Raw genomic sequence first — 17,882 nt, 5'->3', positions numbered from 1 at the left:
CAACACCATGACAACGATCAGTGACCAAAGTGTGATTGAAATCCGCGAGGCTTACGCCTCCGGTGTCACGCAGGCCGAGCTTGCGAAGCTGTACCAATGCAGGCAGACCAACATCAGCAAGATCATCCGCGGCGATACCCGGGCCAACGTGGCCGGGCCGCTGTCGCAACCCGGGCGGGCATCGGGCGAGAGGCATGGGTTATCCAAGCTGACCACCGCGCAGGTGATCGAGATCAGGGGACTGCGCGAGTTGGGCGTCAAGTTCAAGGACATTGCCGCGATGTTCAGCATCAGCCAGACGCAGGCGAGGCAGGTGGCGCTGGGTCTCGCGAGGCGCAATGGCTGAGTCCCTTGCATCGAAAGCAAAGCGGTTGGGTAGCGCAGAGTGGGATGGCTGTTTGGTTGCGGCTGAGATAATGCACAACAACCCGTCAGCTATGCTACGGATGGTGGTCTATCAACTCACGCTCGCCAACGGCAAACGCTACATCGGATCGACCCGGCGCCCGTTGGTTGCCCGGTTAGCCGAACACTTGTCGGCGGCCATGCACCCTCACCGCAACCGCAACCACGCATCCTTGATCTATCCCGCTTTACGCAAGCATGGATGGGCGGGGATGCGAGTTGAAGTGTTGGTCGAACGTGTCACGGTGGAAGAGTTGGTTTCGGCAGAAGGTGCTTTTATTGCGATCGCCGAGCCTGAGTACAATATGAGAATCCCGGCCGGTGCGGGAGGGGCAAACTCACGCTACGACGACTTGGCGAAGAAGGAAATGTTGGAGATGTTCAATGCCGGCCACCGCCTGCAAGCAATAGCCAGACATTTTGGTTGTCACCCAACCGTGGTCGGCGACCATCTCGGGGCGCTGGGAGTCACCAAAGAGGAACGCATGAGTGCGGGCGCAAAGTCTCGACGTGTTCTCACCGACGATCAAGAGGCGACCGTCCTGAGCCTTGTTCGCTCGGGGATGACGGTATCAGCCGCAGCAGTATGCGCCGGGGTTTCCTATGTTGCCGCGAAAGGTGCGACGAAGCGCGCGCAGGTATCAACAAAAGACGCTGCTAACGAGGCGCGGCGGGCGAGGTTTGATGTTGATCTGGCCATCGCACTTTGGCGTTCCGGCTTGAGTCTGAAAGAAGTTGGTGACAAATTTGGCGTCAGCAGTGCAACAGTAAATCGCTACATCAGAAAAGGTGGCGTTGGCGCTGAAGAGATTGCGAACAGGAAGGGGTGCAAGCTGTGAGCGCGCAGGAAGCACTCAAATATACCTATCAGCCGCGCGATGTGATGGTTCCGTTCCACAACAGAAAAGAGCGGTGGGCCGTGATCATCGCGCACCGGAGGCTGGGTAAATCGACAGCGCTTCTGAACGAGTTGATCATCCGGGCGCTGCATCCAAGGCCCGACGGGTTACGCCAGCAGTTTGCAATTATGTGCCCATTCCAAGTGCAGGCCAGATCGGTTCTTTGGCAAATGGCCAAAGACTACACGAACTTTCTGAGCAAGTGTCCGGGGTACAAGATCAGCGAGCAGAATCTGACGGTTACCCTACCTGATCCGAAGAACGTGAATCGGACGGGCAGCACGATCATGCTGCTTGGTGCGGAAAACGCCGAGAAGCTGCGTGGCCTGTTCCTTGACGGGGTTGTGCTCGATGAATTTCAGGACATCGCACCATACGTTTGGGACGCAATCATCCGTCCGGCATTGGCCGACAGGCAGGGTTTTGCGGTCTTCTCAGGTACAGTCAAAAGTTTCGACAATCCGCTGTGGGAGTTGCACCAGAAGGCATCCGTGCCGGGCAGCGGTTGGTTCAGCGAACTTCTCCCCGTAGATAAGACGGGCATCCTGCCGCCTGAAGAATTGGAAGACCTGAAGCGCGGCATGACTGAAGAAGCCTACGCGGCTGAATTTTTGTGTGACCCTAACGCCACGGTCACCGGCCGCATCCTGCTGCCCTACCTTGTCCAGAAGCAGATCACGAAAGTGCCGTGGCAACCCGACGGCGGCCCGGTCATCACGGCTTGGGACTTGGGGATGTCGGACACCACGAGCATCTGGACGGCGCAGACCGTGGGGAAAGAAGTGCATTTGCTCGACGCCTACGAAGAGTCGGGCCAACCCTTGAGCCACTTTGTCGATTGGCTCAGGAAGCTGGACTACGCGAAATACTTCGGCCCGCACCTGATGCCGCACGACACGAATGTGCGGGAGTTGGGCACCGGGGTCAGCCGGCTGCAAACCCTCAGATCATTGGGGATGCGGAACATCAAGATCGTGCCCAAGCTCGCCAAGTCGGATCAGATCGACGCCGCCCGGATGCTGCTGGCGAGATGCTGGTTCGACAACGAGAAGTGCGCCGAGGGCTTGCGCGCGCTGCGGGGGTATCAGTTCGTCTATGACAAGAAGCGCCAGTGCTTCAGCCTGACACCCCTGCACGACAAGAACTGTTTGGTGGCCGGGACGATGGTCAAACTCACACATGCCACGGTCCCGATCGAGCAAGTGCGTGAGGGGGATTGGGTTGTAACCCCGGCCGGGCGCGCGCTGGTGAGTTTTGCCGGACCTGTGAAACGCGCGACCGAACTGATCACGGTAACCCTTGGCGACGGGCGCACATTGACTGGCACACCGGAGCACAAAGTATTCACACTTGACGGACTCATTGAGTTGCATAGCCTGAAGATTGGTGATACCATCCTTGAAGGTAAATCACCAATTTGGAGGTTGTTCAGAAATGGCGCAAAGCAAATCTTTCTACGCTTACACGCACTCGCGGCCGGACGGTAGCGTGTTCTATGTGGGTAAGGGTCGGGGACGGCGCGCGTGGAACTTCACCCACGGTCGCAACCCGCATCATCGCTCGATCATCAAGAAGCATGGTCCGGAGAACATCATCGTGACGACCCATCCTTGTGAAGACGAGGACGCGGCGTTCGCGCTTGAACAGAAGATGATCGCTGACCATCCTGAGCTTGCCAACATGACGGCCGGCGGTGAGGGATCAAGCGGGCGCCCGATCACTGAGAAGACGCGGGTCGCGTTCGATGAGTATCGGAACAAGAAGCTCCCGGTCTCGGAAGAGCGGCGCAGAATTGCTGCCGAGACCATGCGCAAGAATTGGGAAACGAATCCGGCAATGATGGAGAACGTAGCTCGGATGACCGAGCTACGTCGCGGTGTGAAGCGCCCGCCCCACGTCGGTGCGGCTTTAAGCCTTGCTCACAAAGGCAAGAAGCAAACAGGCGAACGACTCGAACAAACCCACGCGGCCCTACAGGTCGCACGAGAAGCCGCGAAGGCTTGGCATTCATCCGAGGAAGGAAGGAAGTGGCATGAGCAGAATGGAAGAGCGGTTTGGGCAAATCTTGAATGGGTTGAAGTTATATGCCAAGAGTGTGGGCGCCCGTTTCGTACTCCTTTCCCTACGAGAAAGAAAACATGCGACGACAGTTGCAAGCGTGCGGCGCTTCGACGCAAGCAAGGAAAGCCCGTTGGTGTTCGACCTGACCGTAGAAAACCATCATTGCTATCTGGCAAACGGGCTGTTGGTGAGTAACTCCAACTTCAGCGACGCCTTTCAGGGACTCGCTGTCGGGATGAAGAAGGCGCAGTCCAGCGGCGGCGCGATGGCCGACCTCACCTTCGGAAACATGGATGCCGGTGACGACGAAATCCTTGTGGCGCCGTGGGAAGCAGATGGCGAAATTTTCTGATACCATGCCGGGAATCCATCCCTTCGGGTAGCCAGACCAATGCCGCGCCGCTCAATCATCCAGCAGTACCTCGAAGAAAACGAGAAGAAAGTCAGCAAGTACGGTCAGGCGATCGACGCCTACAATGCCAAGAACAAAGCCAACATCGATGCCTATAACGCCAAGGCGGCTGACTTCAATGCGTTCATGGAGCGGGTCAAAGCCGGGCAGGAGTACGCTGTCGCCGACATTGGATTGGGCAATATGTTCGGCGGATACGATCCGAATGAAAACGCCAAAGCCGAAGACATGATTGTCAATGGGCAAATCCAGAAGCCGTTCAGTGAGGAAGACCGGAAGCTCGAATTAGACTACCACAGGTATGTGATGCAGCAACAGCAGCAACTCAACACGGAGTATCTGCAAAGCGGTGGAACTGACTTATCCTTGGCACCGCAGTATGTGGTCCCCCCGCAGGAAATCATCAACGTCGGCGGGGTCGAGATACCAAAACCGGCCGATCCGAACATTAGCTTGGCCGAAGTGAATTCCAGCAACGACCCCGATGCGCCGCCGCGTCCAACGCCAAGCTATGTTGCCGCGGACAGCGAAGAAGGCAAGCAGCTACTGGCCGATTGGAAAAAACCGGTCGGGCAGTTTGCCATGATCACCGGCCAGAACAATGAAGCGGGTGACCTGAAGTACGTCAATACCGATGATCGCGGGTTCGCCAAGGATGCTGGTTTTTTACTAAGCGGACTCCCGACCCCGAGGCCGCCAATAGCTGGATTCGCTAATGGAACGCAATCTTATTGGTTACGCAACAACGACGGTACAGCCACTCGTTATGAAAGCAAGGGTGGTGGGGCGTGGGCGGCGGTTTCTCAACCGATGCGGATCGCCGAATGGAATGAAAAACCACCCGCCGCGGAAGCAATGCCGGAACAGCCGAAGTTCAACACGCTGTCCTTGCGCGAAGAAGACGAACTCAAGAGTCCGACACTCGACCAGCCCGGCGCCAATCTGGCGGCGGCGCACAACATGCCGGCCAAGACAGGTCTGGTCAATCAGCTATCCTCAGGCACCAGTGTTTTTGCCGAGCGGGATCAACAGAAAAACATTTCAGAATCGGGCATCCTCGCCCGGGTATTGAGCGGGCAGATAAAATGAACGAAGACATCATGGACATGATCGGTGGCGAAAGCCTGACTGAAGAGCAGGCGGACGCGGTTGCCGCACTTGCCGACGAAGTAGCCAAGGTCGAGCAGAAGAACTTCGAGTTGCGCGAAAAGCTGGGTCAGGTGCTGGTCAAGCGCCGCGACGATGCGGTCAAGTTCCGGGTCGCATCCGGGATCGAGCGCCAATGGGCCGAAGACCAAGCCTACTACGAAGGCGAGGACGAGACCGGGCGCAGCCTCTACTACAAGGGCTTGACGATGGACTCGCCCATGATCGCCAAGCCGGACAAGTCCAGCGCCTTCAAGTCCAAGGTCTTCCTGAACATCACGCGCCCCTATGTCGAGACCGCCGCATCCAAGGTGATCGAGGTTCTGTCCCCGCTCGACGACCGGGCCTTCAGCGTGAAGCCCCGCCCCATCCCGTTCGCCATGCTCCAAGGTGAAGTGATCGAAGGCATGGCCATCCCGCCGCTACCGGTTGCACCGATGGCCGGCGAGGCGGCGCAGCCCCAGCCGCCCGGGATGCTTCAGGAAGCTGGCGCCCCGGCGATGCCGGAACAAGGCGCCACCATGATCAATCAGGCGGGCCAGCCTGCCACCCCGGGCGAGGTCGGCACCGAGAACGACTACGAAGCCAAGATGGAACTGGTCCGTCAGGCGGCCAAGGGTGCCGAGACATGGATCGACAACTCGTTGCAGCAGTGCGGCTACAACTCCGAACTGCGCGGTCTGGTGGATCAGTCTGCCCGGCTGGGCACCGGCATCATGCGCGGCCCGCTGCCGGTCGTTCTCACGTCCCGCAGGACGAGCGAGGACGGCTACATTGTTGTCGAAGAGATTCTCCCCCAATCCAAGAGCATCAGCGTGTGGGGCGCCTATCCGGACCCGGCCTGCGGCGACGACATCCACAACGGTCAGTTCTTCATCGAACACGACATGATGGTCGAGAAGCAGGTGCGTGACCTGACCTTGCTGCCGGGCTACGTGCCGGAAGCGATCGAGAAGGTCATCGCCGAAGGTCCGTCGCGCTCGACCGCGATCATGGGCCTCATGCCACCCCATCTGTCACTCGACACCAGCGCCAAACGCTTCGATGTCTGGTACTACTACGGCATCCTGTCCGCCGACGACGTGGTGGCAATGGGCTGCGAATGCGGCGAGATCGAGGGCGGTGTGCCCGCGGTCGTCACCATGATCAACGACACCCCGGTCAAGGCCCACCTGAACCCGATGAGTTCCGGCCGCTTCCCCTACGACTTCATGTGCTGGCAGCGCACCGCCGGCTCGCCGTGGGGTATCGGCATCGCCCGTCAGATTCGCGCCTGCCAAGCCATCCTGAACGCCACCGTGCGTTCGATGATGGAGAACGCCGGCCTGTCCAGCGGCCCGCAGATCATCCTTGGTCGCGGCGCCATCATGCCGGCCGACGGGAAATGGGAGATCACCCCGCGGAAGATTTGGGTGCTCAAGCCCGACGCCGACATCCCGGATGTCAATAAGGCGTTCAATGCCGTCCTGATCCCGAGCAACCAGCAGGAACTGCTGATGGCTGTCGAGTTCGCGCTGAAGATGGCCGAGAACGTCACCGGGCTGCCGATCCTGCTGCAAGGTCAGCAAGGCCCGTCCGGTGTTCCGGAGACCGTCGGCGGGATGCAGATTCTCGTGGCCAACGCTTCGAGCCTGCTGCGCCGCATGGCCCGCATCTTCGATGACTCGATCACCAAGCCGCACGTCACCGCCTACTACCGGTGGATGATGGAGTTCGGCGAGGACGAGTCGATCAAGGGCGATTTCGAGATCATCCCGCGCGGCGCCAGCGCACTGGTGGCCAAGGACATGCGCGCCACCTTCCTGATGTCGGCCGTGCCGCAGTTCCTCGCGAACCCCGGATTCGGTATCGACCCGACCCGTTACTTCCAAGAGCTTGCCAAGCTCAACGGTCTCGACGCTGCCGACATCCAGTTCAGCAAGGCCGAGATGGCCGCCCTCATGGCGCAAGGCCAGCCGCCCGAACCCCGCGTTCAGGTTGCTCAGATCAACGCCGAGGCCCGCCTCGAAGCCGAGAAGATTCAGGCGCGCACCGATCTGGCACGGATCGAACGGGATACCGACCGCGACACCGCCTACGTCATGGCCGAGAACGAGCGCACGCAGGTTACGTCCAGCACCAAGATGGCCGAACTCGCACTGCGCCGCGAACTGGCCATGCTCGAATTCGCCAACAAGCACCAACTCACGATCGAACAGATCAAGGCCAAGCTGGCCATCGACGGCGCGAAGATGGACCTGCAACGCGAACTCTCGGTCATGGGTCGCATCACTCCCGAGGATGTGGAGCAACCGGCACAGGGTCAGGTTCTCACCCCGACGGTTGAGCCTCCCGGAAAAGCACCCGATGGAAAACAGTTTGTGGCATAATCAGGGTATCAACAACAGGAGACCTTGAAACCATGATACCTATTCCGGAAGACTACGAGCTTCAGGCGCTGGACACCATCCCGATCAAGAAGCCCGAGGCGAAACAGCAAGCCCGCCTTGTGGCTGCCTTGCGCCGCACGTGGGGCTTTCTGCATCCGCTTGACCGGCCGATCGTGTTTCACGTCCCCAACGGGGGTGGGCGTGACCCTAAAGAAGCCTGTAATCTCCGCACCCAAGGCGTACTGGCCGGGATGCCCGACCTGATCATCCTCGCCCCCGGACCATTCACGGTGTTCATCGAGATGAAAGCCGAAGGCGGTCGGGTGTCTCCGGAGCAGAGGGTCATCCACCCCCACATCGCCGGTCTCGGGTATGTTATGCTCGTGGCCTTCAGTGCCGAAGAGGCGCTCGCCCAACTGAGGAAACTCGAATGGAAGAACTGATCGACCTGCTGCTTGAGATTGCCGACACGGCCCACCGGCAGCATCTGGCAACCCGCAGCTACGCCAAGCACATGGCGCTGGGCGACTTCTACGACTCGTTGCGCGACAACACGGACACGCTGGCCGAAGCCCTCATCGGCATGGGCAACGATGTCGAAGAACCCGAGCCGGATATTTCTGCCTACCTCAAGGAACGCTACGCCGAGGTCGTCGCCATGCGGCCGATCTGCGACGGCGACACCGCGGCCGAGAACCTCTTCGACAACGTGGCCGCCGGGTTCCTGAGTACGATCTACAAACTTGACCGTTTGACGACATGAAGCTGACCCCGGAACAAATTCACAGCGCCGGCTGGGTGGTGGTCAAAGCCCATGCGGCCGAACGCCTTCTCATTCTTCGTGCCCGCCTCGAAAGTGAGCTTTCGCACGACGACACCCTCAAGACGCGGGCATCCATCCGCGAACTGAAACAATTGCTGGACCTCGAAACCCAAGAACAGGAGTTGGAAACCAATGGCTGATGAACTCGATCTTGACCTGACCGTCAAGCAGACCCCGCAAGAAGTCGCCGCTGAAGAAGCGGACTTTGCTGCCGCTTTCCACAGTGAGCGCGGCACTTCTGCCGAAGAGCCGGCCGCCGTTGTCGAAGAAGAGCAGGCGCCGGCGCCCGCCGCTGAACCGGCGCCAGCCGCCGCTGCCACCACGGACCCCAAGGCGGTGCTGACCGCGGACACCAAGCCGGTACTGGCCGGCCTGACCGAAGAGCAGGTTGCCGCCGCGCTGGCCCGCTCGTCACAGCAGCAGGCCACCATCGACAAGCTGGGCGGTCGCATCGGCCACTTGATCCAGCAGATCGAGCAACTGAAGAGCGTGTCCCGCACACCGGCTGACCAGCGTTCGCTCAACGTCAAGCTGACCAGACTCAGCGAAGCCTTCCCCGAGTTGGCCGAACTTTTGCAGGAAGACCTGAAGGGCATCGGCTCCGGCGAACCTGCCGCGCTGGTTGCCGCCGCCCCCAGCTTCACCGCCGAAGACGTGGATCGCATCGTCACCGAGAAGCTGACCAGCTTCCAGCAGCAGCAGGAACGCGGCATGGAAGTGCGTGCGCTCGGCTCGGTCCATCCCGATTGGGAGCAGGTCATCCGCACCCCACAGTTCGCGTTGTGGCGCGACAACGTGATCCAAGACGGTCAGGCGCTGATGGAATCCGAAAGCGCGCAGTTCATTTCGCGCAAGCTGACCGAGTTCAAGGATTGGGTCAAGGCAACCACCGTTGCCCCGGCTCAGGCCGCCGCCGCCGCCCCGGCGCCGCGTCAATCCGCCCAGCAGCGCCTGCGTGCGGCCGTTCTGCCGACCACGCCGACACCGCCCCCGACCGGTGCGGTGAGCGAGGAAGATGCGTTTGCCGCAGGTTTTGCGGCAGAGCGCAACAAAACCGGTTATTAACGCTTGCTTTTTTTCTTCCGATGTGTTATCATCGGTTTGCAGTTGATTCAACAACCTCTCATCACACAGGAGCATCACCAATGAAACGCACCCTTTTCTCCGCTCTCGCCATCCTCGCGCTGGCCACTTCGCAAGCCTTCGCCATCGGTTTAGGCAACGACAATCCGCCGAGCGGCGGCGGCACCAACATCAACACCAACGCCCCGCGGCAGGATCAGGGTCAGGCTCAGGGCCAAGCTCAAGGTCAAGCCCAGCTTCAGGGTCAGGCTCAGGGCCAAGGTCAAGCGCAGTTGTCGTCCAACCGTAACTCCAACCGCAACACGGCCGGCGCTGCCGCAGGCGCCTTCTCGGGTTCGGCATCCGGTGCTCAGGCGAACAACAGCCAAGGCAACACCCAAGTCATCACGGTCAATGAGGCCGCAATCCCGGTGGCGACCTATCAGGAAATTCGCCAGAACGACTACACCGTGCGTATGCCTGCTGCTATCGTTGCTCCGAACACCTATCCGACGGCTCCCTGTCTCGGTAGTTGGTCACTCGGCATCTCGGGCGTCCTCGGCAATCTGGCAGGCGCGGCCGGTGGCGGTACTGTTCAGGACGACGACTGCGGCTATCGCGAGACCGCCCGCAGCTTCACGGCGCTGAACCTCTATGGTGACGCTGTAGCCGCCCTGTGCGAAAGCAAGTACGCCAAGACCACGCCTAGCTGCAAGAAGCTGGCCGCCGGCGGCACGGTTGAAGTCCTGCCCGCCACTCCGGCTGCCGCTCCGGCACCCAAGGCTTGCAAGACCGAGATCGACGGTCGCGGCATCCGCACCACGGTCTGCCCCAACTAACGCGCACCATTCGGTGATAACCAGCCCCGGCCATGAGCCGGGGTTTTTTTTGTCGCTTGCTTGACAACTCGATAGTGATTGACTATCGTTCGTGCATTGGCGCCCGAGTGACGCCAGCAAAAACATCCGACCTTGATGGCCGAGTGACTAACCAAACAAACCTCGTAGCAAAACCATCAAGGAGCAATACGCCATGTCAGGCCAACTTTACGCAACGCAAGCACCCCGGATCGGCAAATGGAAAGGTGAAATCCTTGCCCGTGCCATCCCCTGCGAAGTGCTTCAACTCGCCGGTGATCACAAGATGATGCCGCGCAATGTTTCGGATACGGTCATCTACCGTCGCTGGGTGCCCTACAACGCCATCGTCCAGAACCCGAACATCTTTTTCCCGGCTGCCGGCGCCACGGTCGAAACCGAAGCGTCGAACAGCGTCAGCACGATCGTCACGAACAACCTGATCGCCGAAGGCGTCACCCCGACTCCCGACTCGCTGGTTGCTCAGGACATTCCGGTCGTCCTGAAGCAGTATGGCTGCCTGTACAGCTTCACCGATGTGGTCGATGACCTGTACGAAGACGACATCAGCGACGCGCTGAAGACGCAAGTCGCCGAGCGCATGGCCTTCGTCCGTGAAATGGAGTTGTACTCCAAGCTCCGCGCCTCGACCAACCGCTTCTTCGGCGGCACCGGCACCACGATCGCGACGGTCAATGGCAAGATTACGGCCAAGATGTTGCGGAAGGTCGCCCGTTCGCTGATGGCCAACCACGGCCGCAAGCCGACGAGCATTCTGGCTCCGACCCCGAACATCGGCACCAAGCCGATCGAAGCCGCGTTCCTCGTCTTCCTCTCGACCGACCTCGACGCCGACCTCCGTGACGTGACCGCCTTCCCGGGCTACACCCCGGTGGCTTCCTACGGCTCGCGTCGTCCGATCCACGAGAACGAGTTGGGTTCCTTCGAGAACTTCCGCTTCGTCGGTTCTCCGGAACTGGTTGCCTTCGCCAACGGTGGCGCGGCTGTCGGCTCGACTGGCTGCCTGAGCACCGGCGGCACGGCGATCGACGTGTATCCGATCATCATGACCGCCCAAAGCGGTTACGGTACGGTCGCCCTGCGTGGCTCCAAGTCCTTCGACTTGGGCGTGATCCCCGTCGGCAACCGTGACTCCGCTGACCCCCTTGCCCAGCGGGGCTACGTCGGCGCCAAGTTCTACGCTGCCTCCGTCCTGCTGAACCAGCAGTGGATGGCTGTTGCCTTTGTCGGCGCAGGTGATCTGGCCTAAGCCGCAAGGCAGGTGTATGATCAAGGGGGTGAGTTCAACTCACCCCCTTTTTTCTTAGGAGAAACACCGTGGCAAAAATTTACATCACCGAGTTAGCCAACAAAGGTGCAGCAGAATCAGGGGCCGGTATTGAGGTGGCAGCCGTGCCGCCGCTGGCTGAACAGACGGTGAGTGTTGCAGGTGCTTCCGCACAATCAGCAGCCTTCAACGCGAGCACCAGGTTCGTTCGCATCGCTACCGACACCCCGGTCAATCTCGCCTTCGGAGCAAATCCAACAGCGACGGTGAGCACGCTCTATATGCCAAGCGGTTCGGTTGAATATTTCGCCGTCACCGGTGGCATGAAGGTCGCTGCAATCCAGGGTGCCTAACCCATGTTTTGCCTGAACTCGTTTGGAAAGATCGGGGCTGCTGTTCGTAGCGCGTTTGCTACTGGCCTGGTCCAAGTCGATCTTACACTACCCGCAGGGGGAACAATAGGCGCTGCAAACTCCATAAATAGTTCAGGTGTGATGGGTGGATATGTAACGGTTACAGGTATCTATCAGCCATGCAAATGGTCCGCCGATGGAACACCAACCGTCCTTGCCCTGCCCGCAGGAGGAACAGAAGGTTCGCTACAGGCCATAAATAGTTCAGGTGTGATGGCTGGATACGCAAAGGTTACCGACGTCTATCAGCCGTGCAAGTGGTCTGTCGATGGAACACCAACCGTCCTTGCCCTGCCCGCAGAAGCAACAGAAGGCGCTGCAACCTCCATAAATAGTTCAGGTGTGATGGCTGGATACGCAAAGGTTACCGACGTCAATCAGCCGTGCAAGTGGTCCGCTGATGGAACACCAACTTTTCTTGATTTACCCGTAGGAGGAACAGAAGGAGCAATAAACGGCATAAATAGTTCAGGTGTGGTGGCTGGATATGTAGATGTTGCCGGTGCCTATCAACCCTGTAAGTGGTCCGCTGATGGAACACCAACTTTTCTTGATTTACCCGTAGGAGGAACAGAAGGAGCAATAAACGGCATAAATAGTTCAGGTGTGGTGGTTGGATATGTAACGGTTGCCGGTGTAGATCATGCGGCAATTTGGTTAGCTGACGGAACCGCCATAGACGCAGGGACATTCGGTCTTGATTCGGCGTATTTTTATGGTATCAATGATCTTGGTGTGGTGGTCGGAGAGAAAGGTAATAATGATTGGTCAGTTGAGCTTCCAATCATGGCCGTACCTGCAACATATAATTAGCCTCACGTGAAATCTGGGGTATTTGGATGGTCTAAGGTATGATGCAGGCCACCACAACCTTTTTTTTCTTAGGAGTCAAGCGATGAACTTCGGCGAACTGGACGCAGGGCTGAATGCCCTGGATGTGGTCAGAATTGAACGTGCCAGCAACGGCACCCCAACCAATCTGATCGTTGATGGTACTCCGCTGGAAATTTCTGATGCCGCGATCGTTGTGCGTGACGAGGTTGGGAAAGTCACCAGCCTGACTCAAGGTGGGGAAACCATTGAGATTGTTCGCTACGCGCTCGACGGGTCTTCTCAGATCGCCGGTTTCGCCACCAAGGATTCGGTGGATACTCCTTACCTTGGGTGGGACGACCTGCGTTTTCCGGCCCAAGGAATCAATCCGGCTGGTGCGACAGATGCACCGACCGTCGATAAGAGCGTTGTTCCAGGAACGCTTCTCTTTTCCGGCAGTGCGGTCAATCTGATCGCGGGTATTGCACAAATGCCTCACGCTTGGTTTGCCGGTTCAGCAATCAGACCCCACCTCCATTGGGCCAAGACAACTTCGGCTGCCGGCGGCGTGGAGTGGGAGTGGTGCTATGCCATAGCTGGTGCTGGTGAGGTCCTTCCTGCTTATTCTGCCTGGCTTCCTGCAACGGAGGGTGTGCCGAATTCTGACACGGCGGGAAAACACGCCATCTCCAAGTTCCCCGAACTCACGATGACCGGCAAAAAGGAATCAACGATTATTGCCTGGCAGGTTCGGCGCAATCCGGCGGCAGTCGCCGACACCTATGCGACAAACGCCCGCTTCTTCGAGTTCGACATCCATTACCAGATGTCGAAGTTCGGCACCATTGCTGAATTTCCGACCTGATCTTGACCTGAGAGATACGCATGGCGTCCAGAAGCCTGCTTGACCTGAACCCGGAAACCCGCAAGCGCGCGGAGATGTTCGTCGCCAAGTGTGCGACGTTCGGCATCGAGGTTCTGATCTATTGCACCTATCGCTCCGAGAAGGAGCAGGAGGTTCTTTACGCGCAGGGGCGCACGACGACTGGCCCAAATCCACGTCGGTCGAAGCCGATGGGCGACATCGTGACCAATGCCCGCGGCGGCCAGAGTTGGCACAATTTCCGGGCGGCGTTTGACTTCGTACCCCTTGTTGGCGGAAAAGCTGCGTGGAGTGACAAGGGTCTCTATGAAACCTGTGGTAAGATTGCGGAATCGCTCGATCTTGAATGGGCCGGGCGCTGGACAGGAAGTCTTCGGGAGACAGCCCATTGCCAGTTTCGCGAAGGTCTGAGTCTGGCTCAAGCGGTTGCAAAGTGGAGGGTGTGAGGTGCGCTGGCTGGTTGCTGTAATCTTCGTCGTGATCTTCTCTGTCGCGATTTACGGCTGGGTCACAACTCTCGGCCCCTGGTTGAACGAACATGAAGTGGAAGATAGGAGGTGCGGTCAATGTTGATCAAGGATTTCTTTCAGGCTTTCAGCGCTGGTAAGGAGTTGGCAAATGCTGCCACTTGGAAAAACACCCAACTCGTCGGCTCAAAGCTCGCAATATTGCTCGGCGCACTGCTTGCAATCGCCAACGCCTTCGGATACTTCCCACAAGTCACCACGCAAGATGCGCTCACTGTTGCTGGCGGTATCGCTGTCCTTGTCGGGATGCTCAATGGCACCGCAACAGTTGTCTCAACAACAAAAATTGGTATGCGCGGTCTTCCCCCTGTTGGGACTGACACAGGAAGGGGAAAGCCTGTTGCTGAACCAACCTCTGCCGACTTACCCATCCCTGTTGAAAGAGCAAGTGCTCCCCAGCCTGTCGATCCAAAACCTATCGAACCAGACCTATTTCACAACCGGAGTCTCGGCTAGTTGCCGATTTTAGGAGAAACCTAATGCAGTATCTCATCATCATCCGCGCCGTGTTGGCCCTTCTCCCGGCCGTCGTCGAAGCCGTAAAGGTGTTGGAAGGCGCATTCCCCGTCGCCGGCCAAGGTGCAGCCAAACTGGCGGCTCTCCGCTCAATTATCGAGGCTGCCTACAACACGGTGGCCGACGCCACGTTGTCGTTCGAGAAGCTGTGGCCCGCTCTTCAATCCGCTATCGGTGCCGTGGTCTCTCTGGCAAACTCGACCGGGCTGTTCAAGAAATAATGCCAGAAAAAGACCCAACATCATGGCACCTTGCCACATGGGCGCTCGCCTTGGCTATGGCTATGGGTGGTGGCTTTGTCAATTGGTACGCCAAGGTGAAGGTTTCTCACACGAGAGCCTTCAACCTCTTGGAGTTAATCGGTGAGATGGTCACTTCCGGATTCGTCGGTATCGGTGTTTTTATGACGCTCGACGGATTCGGACAACCTCCCAGCCTGTGTGCCGCCGGCGCCGGCATCGGTGGTCACATGGCCGCCCGACTGCTATTCATTCTCGAACGCCTCATTGAACAGAAGCTGAAGAAGGTTGCATCTTGACAACCAATTGATGTAGGCTATCGTCTCACCGACTTTTCAACAGGAGCACCTGATGGTCACCAAGAAAACCTTCGACGCGAGTGAAGTCGAAATCCAGCAACCGAAAAGCAGCGACTTCGAGGAAGAGTTCCTCAAGGGCGCCCCGGCCGTCGAAATTGATGTCATGCCTGCGCCCTCCACCGGTGCCGGCGACAAGCAATATCTCGAAGAACTGAGGTTCAACGAGCAGATGGTCGAAGTGATGGTGCATGAAAGCACCGATGAAAAGGCCGAGAATCCGGTCTTCACCGCTTGCAACGGGGTCACCCAATACTTCCTGCGCGGCCAGCCGCAGAAGGTTCGCCGCAAGTTTGTCGCCATCCTTGCCTCGTGCAAGGAGCACGCGATCAAGACGGTCGAATACACCCAGCCCGACGGTGCCCGCGCCATGCGCATCGAACGCAGTTCGTCACTGAAGTATCCCTTCAGCGTCATCCACGACCCGGCAGGCAAGAAGGGTGCCGACTGGCTCCGCAGCCTGCTGCAATCCTCAACCTAATAAAGCAGGGGCTTCCTCCTGTTTCCCTTGCTTTCCCGGCCGCCTTGTGCGGCCGGTTTTCATTCAGGTACAATAGCGCGCATGAATTACTCAGAGCACTACTCCCGTTTGATCAATCACGCTCGTAATCGGGAGGTCTCTGGTTACAGCGAGAAGCACCACGTTCTCCCGCGTTGCATGGGTGGCACAGATGACCGTGAGAACTTGGTTCGCCTTACGGCACGCGAGCATTTTGTTGCTCATCAACTTCTGGTCAAGATGTATCCGGGGGTTGGGAATCTGATCTTTGCCGTCATGGCAATGTGTCGTGATCCGCACGGTAAGCGTGTGACGAATCGTTTGTACAGTTGGTTGCGTGAGGCGCACAGCGTCCATTGCAATTCACCGGAGATTCTTGCGAAACGGAGAGCCGCTTTTCTCACCCGCCACGCAGCAGGCGATCCGTGTTTTAAGGTGGCTCTCGAAAAACTCAAGTCACCAGAGGTAATAGCAAAGAGGGTGGCCAGTCGTAAGATCACCGCTTCAACACCCGAGTTCAAAGCAAAAGAAAGTTCGAGAGCAAGAAAGCGTTGGGAAACTCGCGACAAGACCGCGGTGCGTGAGCACATGACTAAAATGAACAAGGAAAGAAGTGGCAGAACAAAAGGTAGCGCGCGAGTGGTTGTCGAAGTCCTGCCAAATGGTTTTATAGTCAATGAGCATCTCGATATAAAAGCCTTGGCTTTGAATCGCGGTGTAACATACAAGGCGCTTTATCAACAGCTTCGCGCCGGCCATCCAACAATGGAGATTGCACCTAGATGAATTTCTTGCAAATTTGTCAAGCCGTCGTGCGGGAGGGCGGTATTTCTGGTGAGATTACCTCGACGCAGAACCAGACTGGCGAGGCGTTAAGGGTGGTTGAGTGGTCGAAATCCGCCTACCGTGAAATCCTGAACAGCGACCAATTCACTTTCGGTTTCATCCGCAAGGAAGTCCATGTCCAACTGACGCCGAACCAAGGCACCTACAGCGCCGCCGATCTGGCGCTCGACGATCTTGTCCAGTGGGACGTGGATAGTATGCGGGTCTCGATCAACGAGGACCGCAGCGACGAGACCTTCCTGATCAACATGCGCTGGCCCGCCTTCCGGGATTACTGGCGCTTCAGCACCCGGCGCACAACCGCATCCCGGCCGCTGAATTGCAGCGTCAATCAGGATACCAATCTGGAAATCGGCCCCGTGCCCGCTGTTCCCTACTGGCTGACCATGCAGTACATCGCCGCCCCGCCGGACCTGCTGAACGACACCGATGTCCCGGTCATCCCGTTACGCTGGCAGATGGTGATCGTGTGGCGCGCGCTGCGTCACTACGGCATGTTCGAGTCCGCTCCCGAAGTGGTCATGCGTGCAAACGACGCCTACAACGAGATCGTGCTGCGCATGACCCTCGACCAATCCCCGCAGATCGTCGGTGGCGCACCGTTATGCTGAACGTCCAAGGGCTTCCGCCAGTACAGTACGAAGTCACCCCGCTTCAGGGTGGCTTCGACCAGATCACGTCAGCCTACAATCTGGCGCCGGGAGCCTTGCGGGATTGCGTCAATTTCGCCTGCCGTTCGCAGGGCGGCTACTACCGCATCCCGGGCTACGAGCGCCTCGACGGTCGGCCGGCGCCGAGTCGGGCCAGCTTCGTTGCCATCGACGTGACGATGAACCCGGGCGAACCCATCCCGCCAATCGGTTCGGCGGGCAGTTTCGGCAACATCCAAGGCACGGTTTGCTACGTTGATCCCTTCGGCAAATATGTCGCGCTGACCAAGACTACCACCACGTTCAACAGCGCGTTCGTTCCGGGTCCGATCGACATCGGCGGCGGCACGATCGGGCAGGCGACGGCGATCCACAGCCAACTGTCGATCAGGGACAACGCGATCATCAAGGCATACGCGGCCAACATCTACCGGGCCGACATCCAGCCGGTCCCCGGGTCAGGCCCGATCCGCGGCGTGCTCTACTTCAAGGATCAGGCGTTCGGCTTCCGGGACAACGCCGCCGGCACGGCCGGAGAAATCTACCGGAGCACCCCGGCCGGATGGGTCAAGGTCGATCTTGGCAGCAAGATCGACTTCACCGATCTGAAGGCCAACATCAACGAGGGCGACACGCTCACCCAAGGGGCGGTCACCGCCATTGTCGAACGCTGGATACTCACGTCAGGCGATGTGACCTCCGGCACCAACACGGGCTATTTCGTCCTGAGCAACGTGCTCGGCGGCAGCTTCACGGCAGCGGCGGCAACGGTCGGCACGGCGGCCGTCACGCTCGGCGGTGCGCAAACTCCGATCACC

Annotated in this window: 23 protein-coding genes; all 23 read left to right on the top strand. The window is 58.7% G+C overall.

The genetic code is table 11. The features are described 5' to 3' along the window. Positions 1-7: 7 nt before the first annotated feature. Complete coding sequence (locus GX466_08820; GenBank protein ID NLH94296.1) at positions 8-346, top strand: hypothetical protein; 339 nt, start codon at positions 8-10, stop codon at positions 344-346. Beyond that, on the top strand, positions 339-1,244 hold the full coding sequence (locus GX466_08815) for a GIY-YIG nuclease family protein (GenBank protein ID NLH94295.1): 906 nt from the start codon (positions 339-341) through the stop codon (positions 1,242-1,244). The genes GX466_08820 and GX466_08815 overlap by 8 nt, the downstream gene beginning before the upstream one ends. Then, entirely contained in the window at positions 1,241-2,791 is a 1,551-nt protein-coding gene (locus GX466_08810; GenBank protein NLH94294.1) for a hypothetical protein, read from the top strand. The genes GX466_08815 and GX466_08810 overlap by 4 nt, the downstream gene beginning before the upstream one ends. A gap of 545 nt (positions 2,792-3,336) precedes the next feature. Next, positions 3,337-3,717, top strand: coding sequence for a hypothetical protein (locus GX466_08805; GenBank protein ID NLH94293.1), 381 nt, complete (start codon positions 3,337-3,339; stop codon positions 3,715-3,717). A 39-nt stretch (positions 3,718-3,756) separates the two neighbouring features. After that, positions 3,757-4,866 carry a hypothetical protein gene (locus tag GX466_08800; GenBank protein NLH94292.1) on the top strand — a complete coding sequence of 370 codons (1,110 nt, stop codon included), beginning with the start codon at positions 3,757-3,759 and terminating at the stop codon, positions 4,864-4,866. Continuing rightward, complete coding sequence (locus GX466_08795) at positions 4,863-7,292, top strand: hypothetical protein (protein NLH94291.1); 2,430 nt, start codon at positions 4,863-4,865, stop codon at positions 7,290-7,292. Before GX466_08800 ends, GX466_08795 begins: the two co-directional genes overlap by 4 nt. 32 nt (positions 7,293-7,324) lie before the next feature. Further along, on the top strand, positions 7,325-7,735 hold the full coding sequence (locus tag GX466_08790) for a VRR-NUC domain-containing protein (GenBank protein NLH94290.1): 411 nt from the start codon (positions 7,325-7,327) through the stop codon (positions 7,733-7,735). Next, positions 7,723-8,055 (top strand): hypothetical protein, encoded by a 333-nt coding sequence (locus GX466_08785; GenBank protein ID NLH94289.1) that lies wholly within the window; start codon positions 7,723-7,725, stop codon positions 8,053-8,055. The genes GX466_08790 and GX466_08785 overlap by 13 nt, the downstream gene beginning before the upstream one ends. Next, the gene (locus GX466_08780) at positions 8,052-8,255 is read left to right on the top strand and encodes a hypothetical protein (protein ID NLH94288.1); all 204 of its coding nucleotides are present in this window, start codon (positions 8,052-8,054) and stop codon (positions 8,253-8,255) included. The genes GX466_08785 and GX466_08780 overlap by 4 nt, the downstream gene beginning before the upstream one ends. Next, the gene (locus tag GX466_08775) at positions 8,248-9,180 is read left to right on the top strand and encodes a hypothetical protein (GenBank protein ID NLH94287.1); all 933 of its coding nucleotides are present in this window, start codon (positions 8,248-8,250) and stop codon (positions 9,178-9,180) included. The genes GX466_08780 and GX466_08775 overlap by 8 nt, the downstream gene beginning before the upstream one ends. 80 nt (positions 9,181-9,260) lie before the next feature. Beyond that, positions 9,261-10,016 carry a hypothetical protein gene (locus GX466_08770; GenBank protein NLH94286.1) on the top strand — a complete coding sequence of 252 codons (756 nt, stop codon included), beginning with the start codon at positions 9,261-9,263 and terminating at the stop codon, positions 10,014-10,016. Positions 10,017-10,209: 193 nt separating this feature from the next. Then, positions 10,210-11,304 carry a N4-gp56 family major capsid protein gene (locus tag GX466_08765; protein ID NLH94285.1) on the top strand — a complete coding sequence of 365 codons (1,095 nt, stop codon included), beginning with the start codon at positions 10,210-10,212 and terminating at the stop codon, positions 11,302-11,304. A gap of 68 nt (positions 11,305-11,372) precedes the next feature. Beyond that, positions 11,373-11,675, top strand: a complete 303-nt coding sequence (locus GX466_08760; protein NLH94284.1) for a hypothetical protein — start codon at positions 11,373-11,375, stop codon at positions 11,673-11,675. Between the two features lie 141 nt (positions 11,676-11,816). Further along, positions 11,817-12,548, top strand: coding sequence for a hypothetical protein (locus GX466_08755; GenBank protein ID NLH94283.1), 732 nt, complete (start codon positions 11,817-11,819; stop codon positions 12,546-12,548). Between the two features lie 82 nt (positions 12,549-12,630). Then, positions 12,631-13,413 (top strand): hypothetical protein, encoded by a 783-nt coding sequence (locus tag GX466_08750; GenBank protein NLH94282.1) that lies wholly within the window; start codon positions 12,631-12,633, stop codon positions 13,411-13,413. 20 nt (positions 13,414-13,433) lie between these two features. Then, positions 13,434-13,877: a M15 family metallopeptidase gene (locus tag GX466_08745; GenBank protein NLH94281.1), complete on the top strand. Its 444-nt coding sequence runs from the start codon at positions 13,434-13,436 to the stop codon at positions 13,875-13,877. Between the two features lie 120 nt (positions 13,878-13,997). Then, the gene (locus GX466_08740; GenBank protein ID NLH94280.1) at positions 13,998-14,414 is read left to right on the top strand and encodes a hypothetical protein; all 417 of its coding nucleotides are present in this window, start codon (positions 13,998-14,000) and stop codon (positions 14,412-14,414) included. A 23-nt stretch (positions 14,415-14,437) separates the two neighbouring features. Next, entirely contained in the window at positions 14,438-14,695 is a 258-nt protein-coding gene (locus GX466_08735; protein ID NLH94279.1) for a hypothetical protein, read from the top strand. Then, positions 14,695-15,012 carry a hypothetical protein gene (locus GX466_08730; protein NLH94278.1) on the top strand — a complete coding sequence of 106 codons (318 nt, stop codon included), beginning with the start codon at positions 14,695-14,697 and terminating at the stop codon, positions 15,010-15,012. Before GX466_08735 ends, GX466_08730 begins: the two co-directional genes overlap by 1 nt. Positions 15,013-15,064: 52 nt before the next feature. Beyond that, positions 15,065-15,550: a hypothetical protein gene (locus GX466_08725; GenBank protein NLH94277.1), complete on the top strand. Its 486-nt coding sequence runs from the start codon at positions 15,065-15,067 to the stop codon at positions 15,548-15,550. An 81-nt stretch (positions 15,551-15,631) separates the two neighbouring features. After that, positions 15,632-16,354 carry an HNH endonuclease gene (locus tag GX466_08720; protein NLH94276.1) on the top strand — a complete coding sequence of 241 codons (723 nt, stop codon included), beginning with the start codon at positions 15,632-15,634 and terminating at the stop codon, positions 16,352-16,354. Then, positions 16,351-17,025, top strand: coding sequence for a hypothetical protein (locus GX466_08715; protein ID NLH94275.1), 675 nt, complete (start codon positions 16,351-16,353; stop codon positions 17,023-17,025). Before GX466_08720 ends, GX466_08715 begins: the two co-directional genes overlap by 4 nt. After that, positions 17,019-17,882 (top strand): hypothetical protein (locus GX466_08710; GenBank protein ID NLH94274.1); only part of this gene is annotated, 864 nt, incomplete at its 3' end. The genes GX466_08715 and GX466_08710, both read left to right, overlap by 7 nt.

Source organism: Candidatus Cloacimonadota bacterium, assembly GCA_012516855.1.
Lineage (GTDB): Bacteria > Cloacimonadota > Cloacimonadia > Cloacimonadales > Cloacimonadaceae > Syntrophosphaera.
The sequence above is the reverse complement of the archived record's forward strand: the minus strand, read 5'-3'. Positions and strand labels throughout refer to the sequence as shown.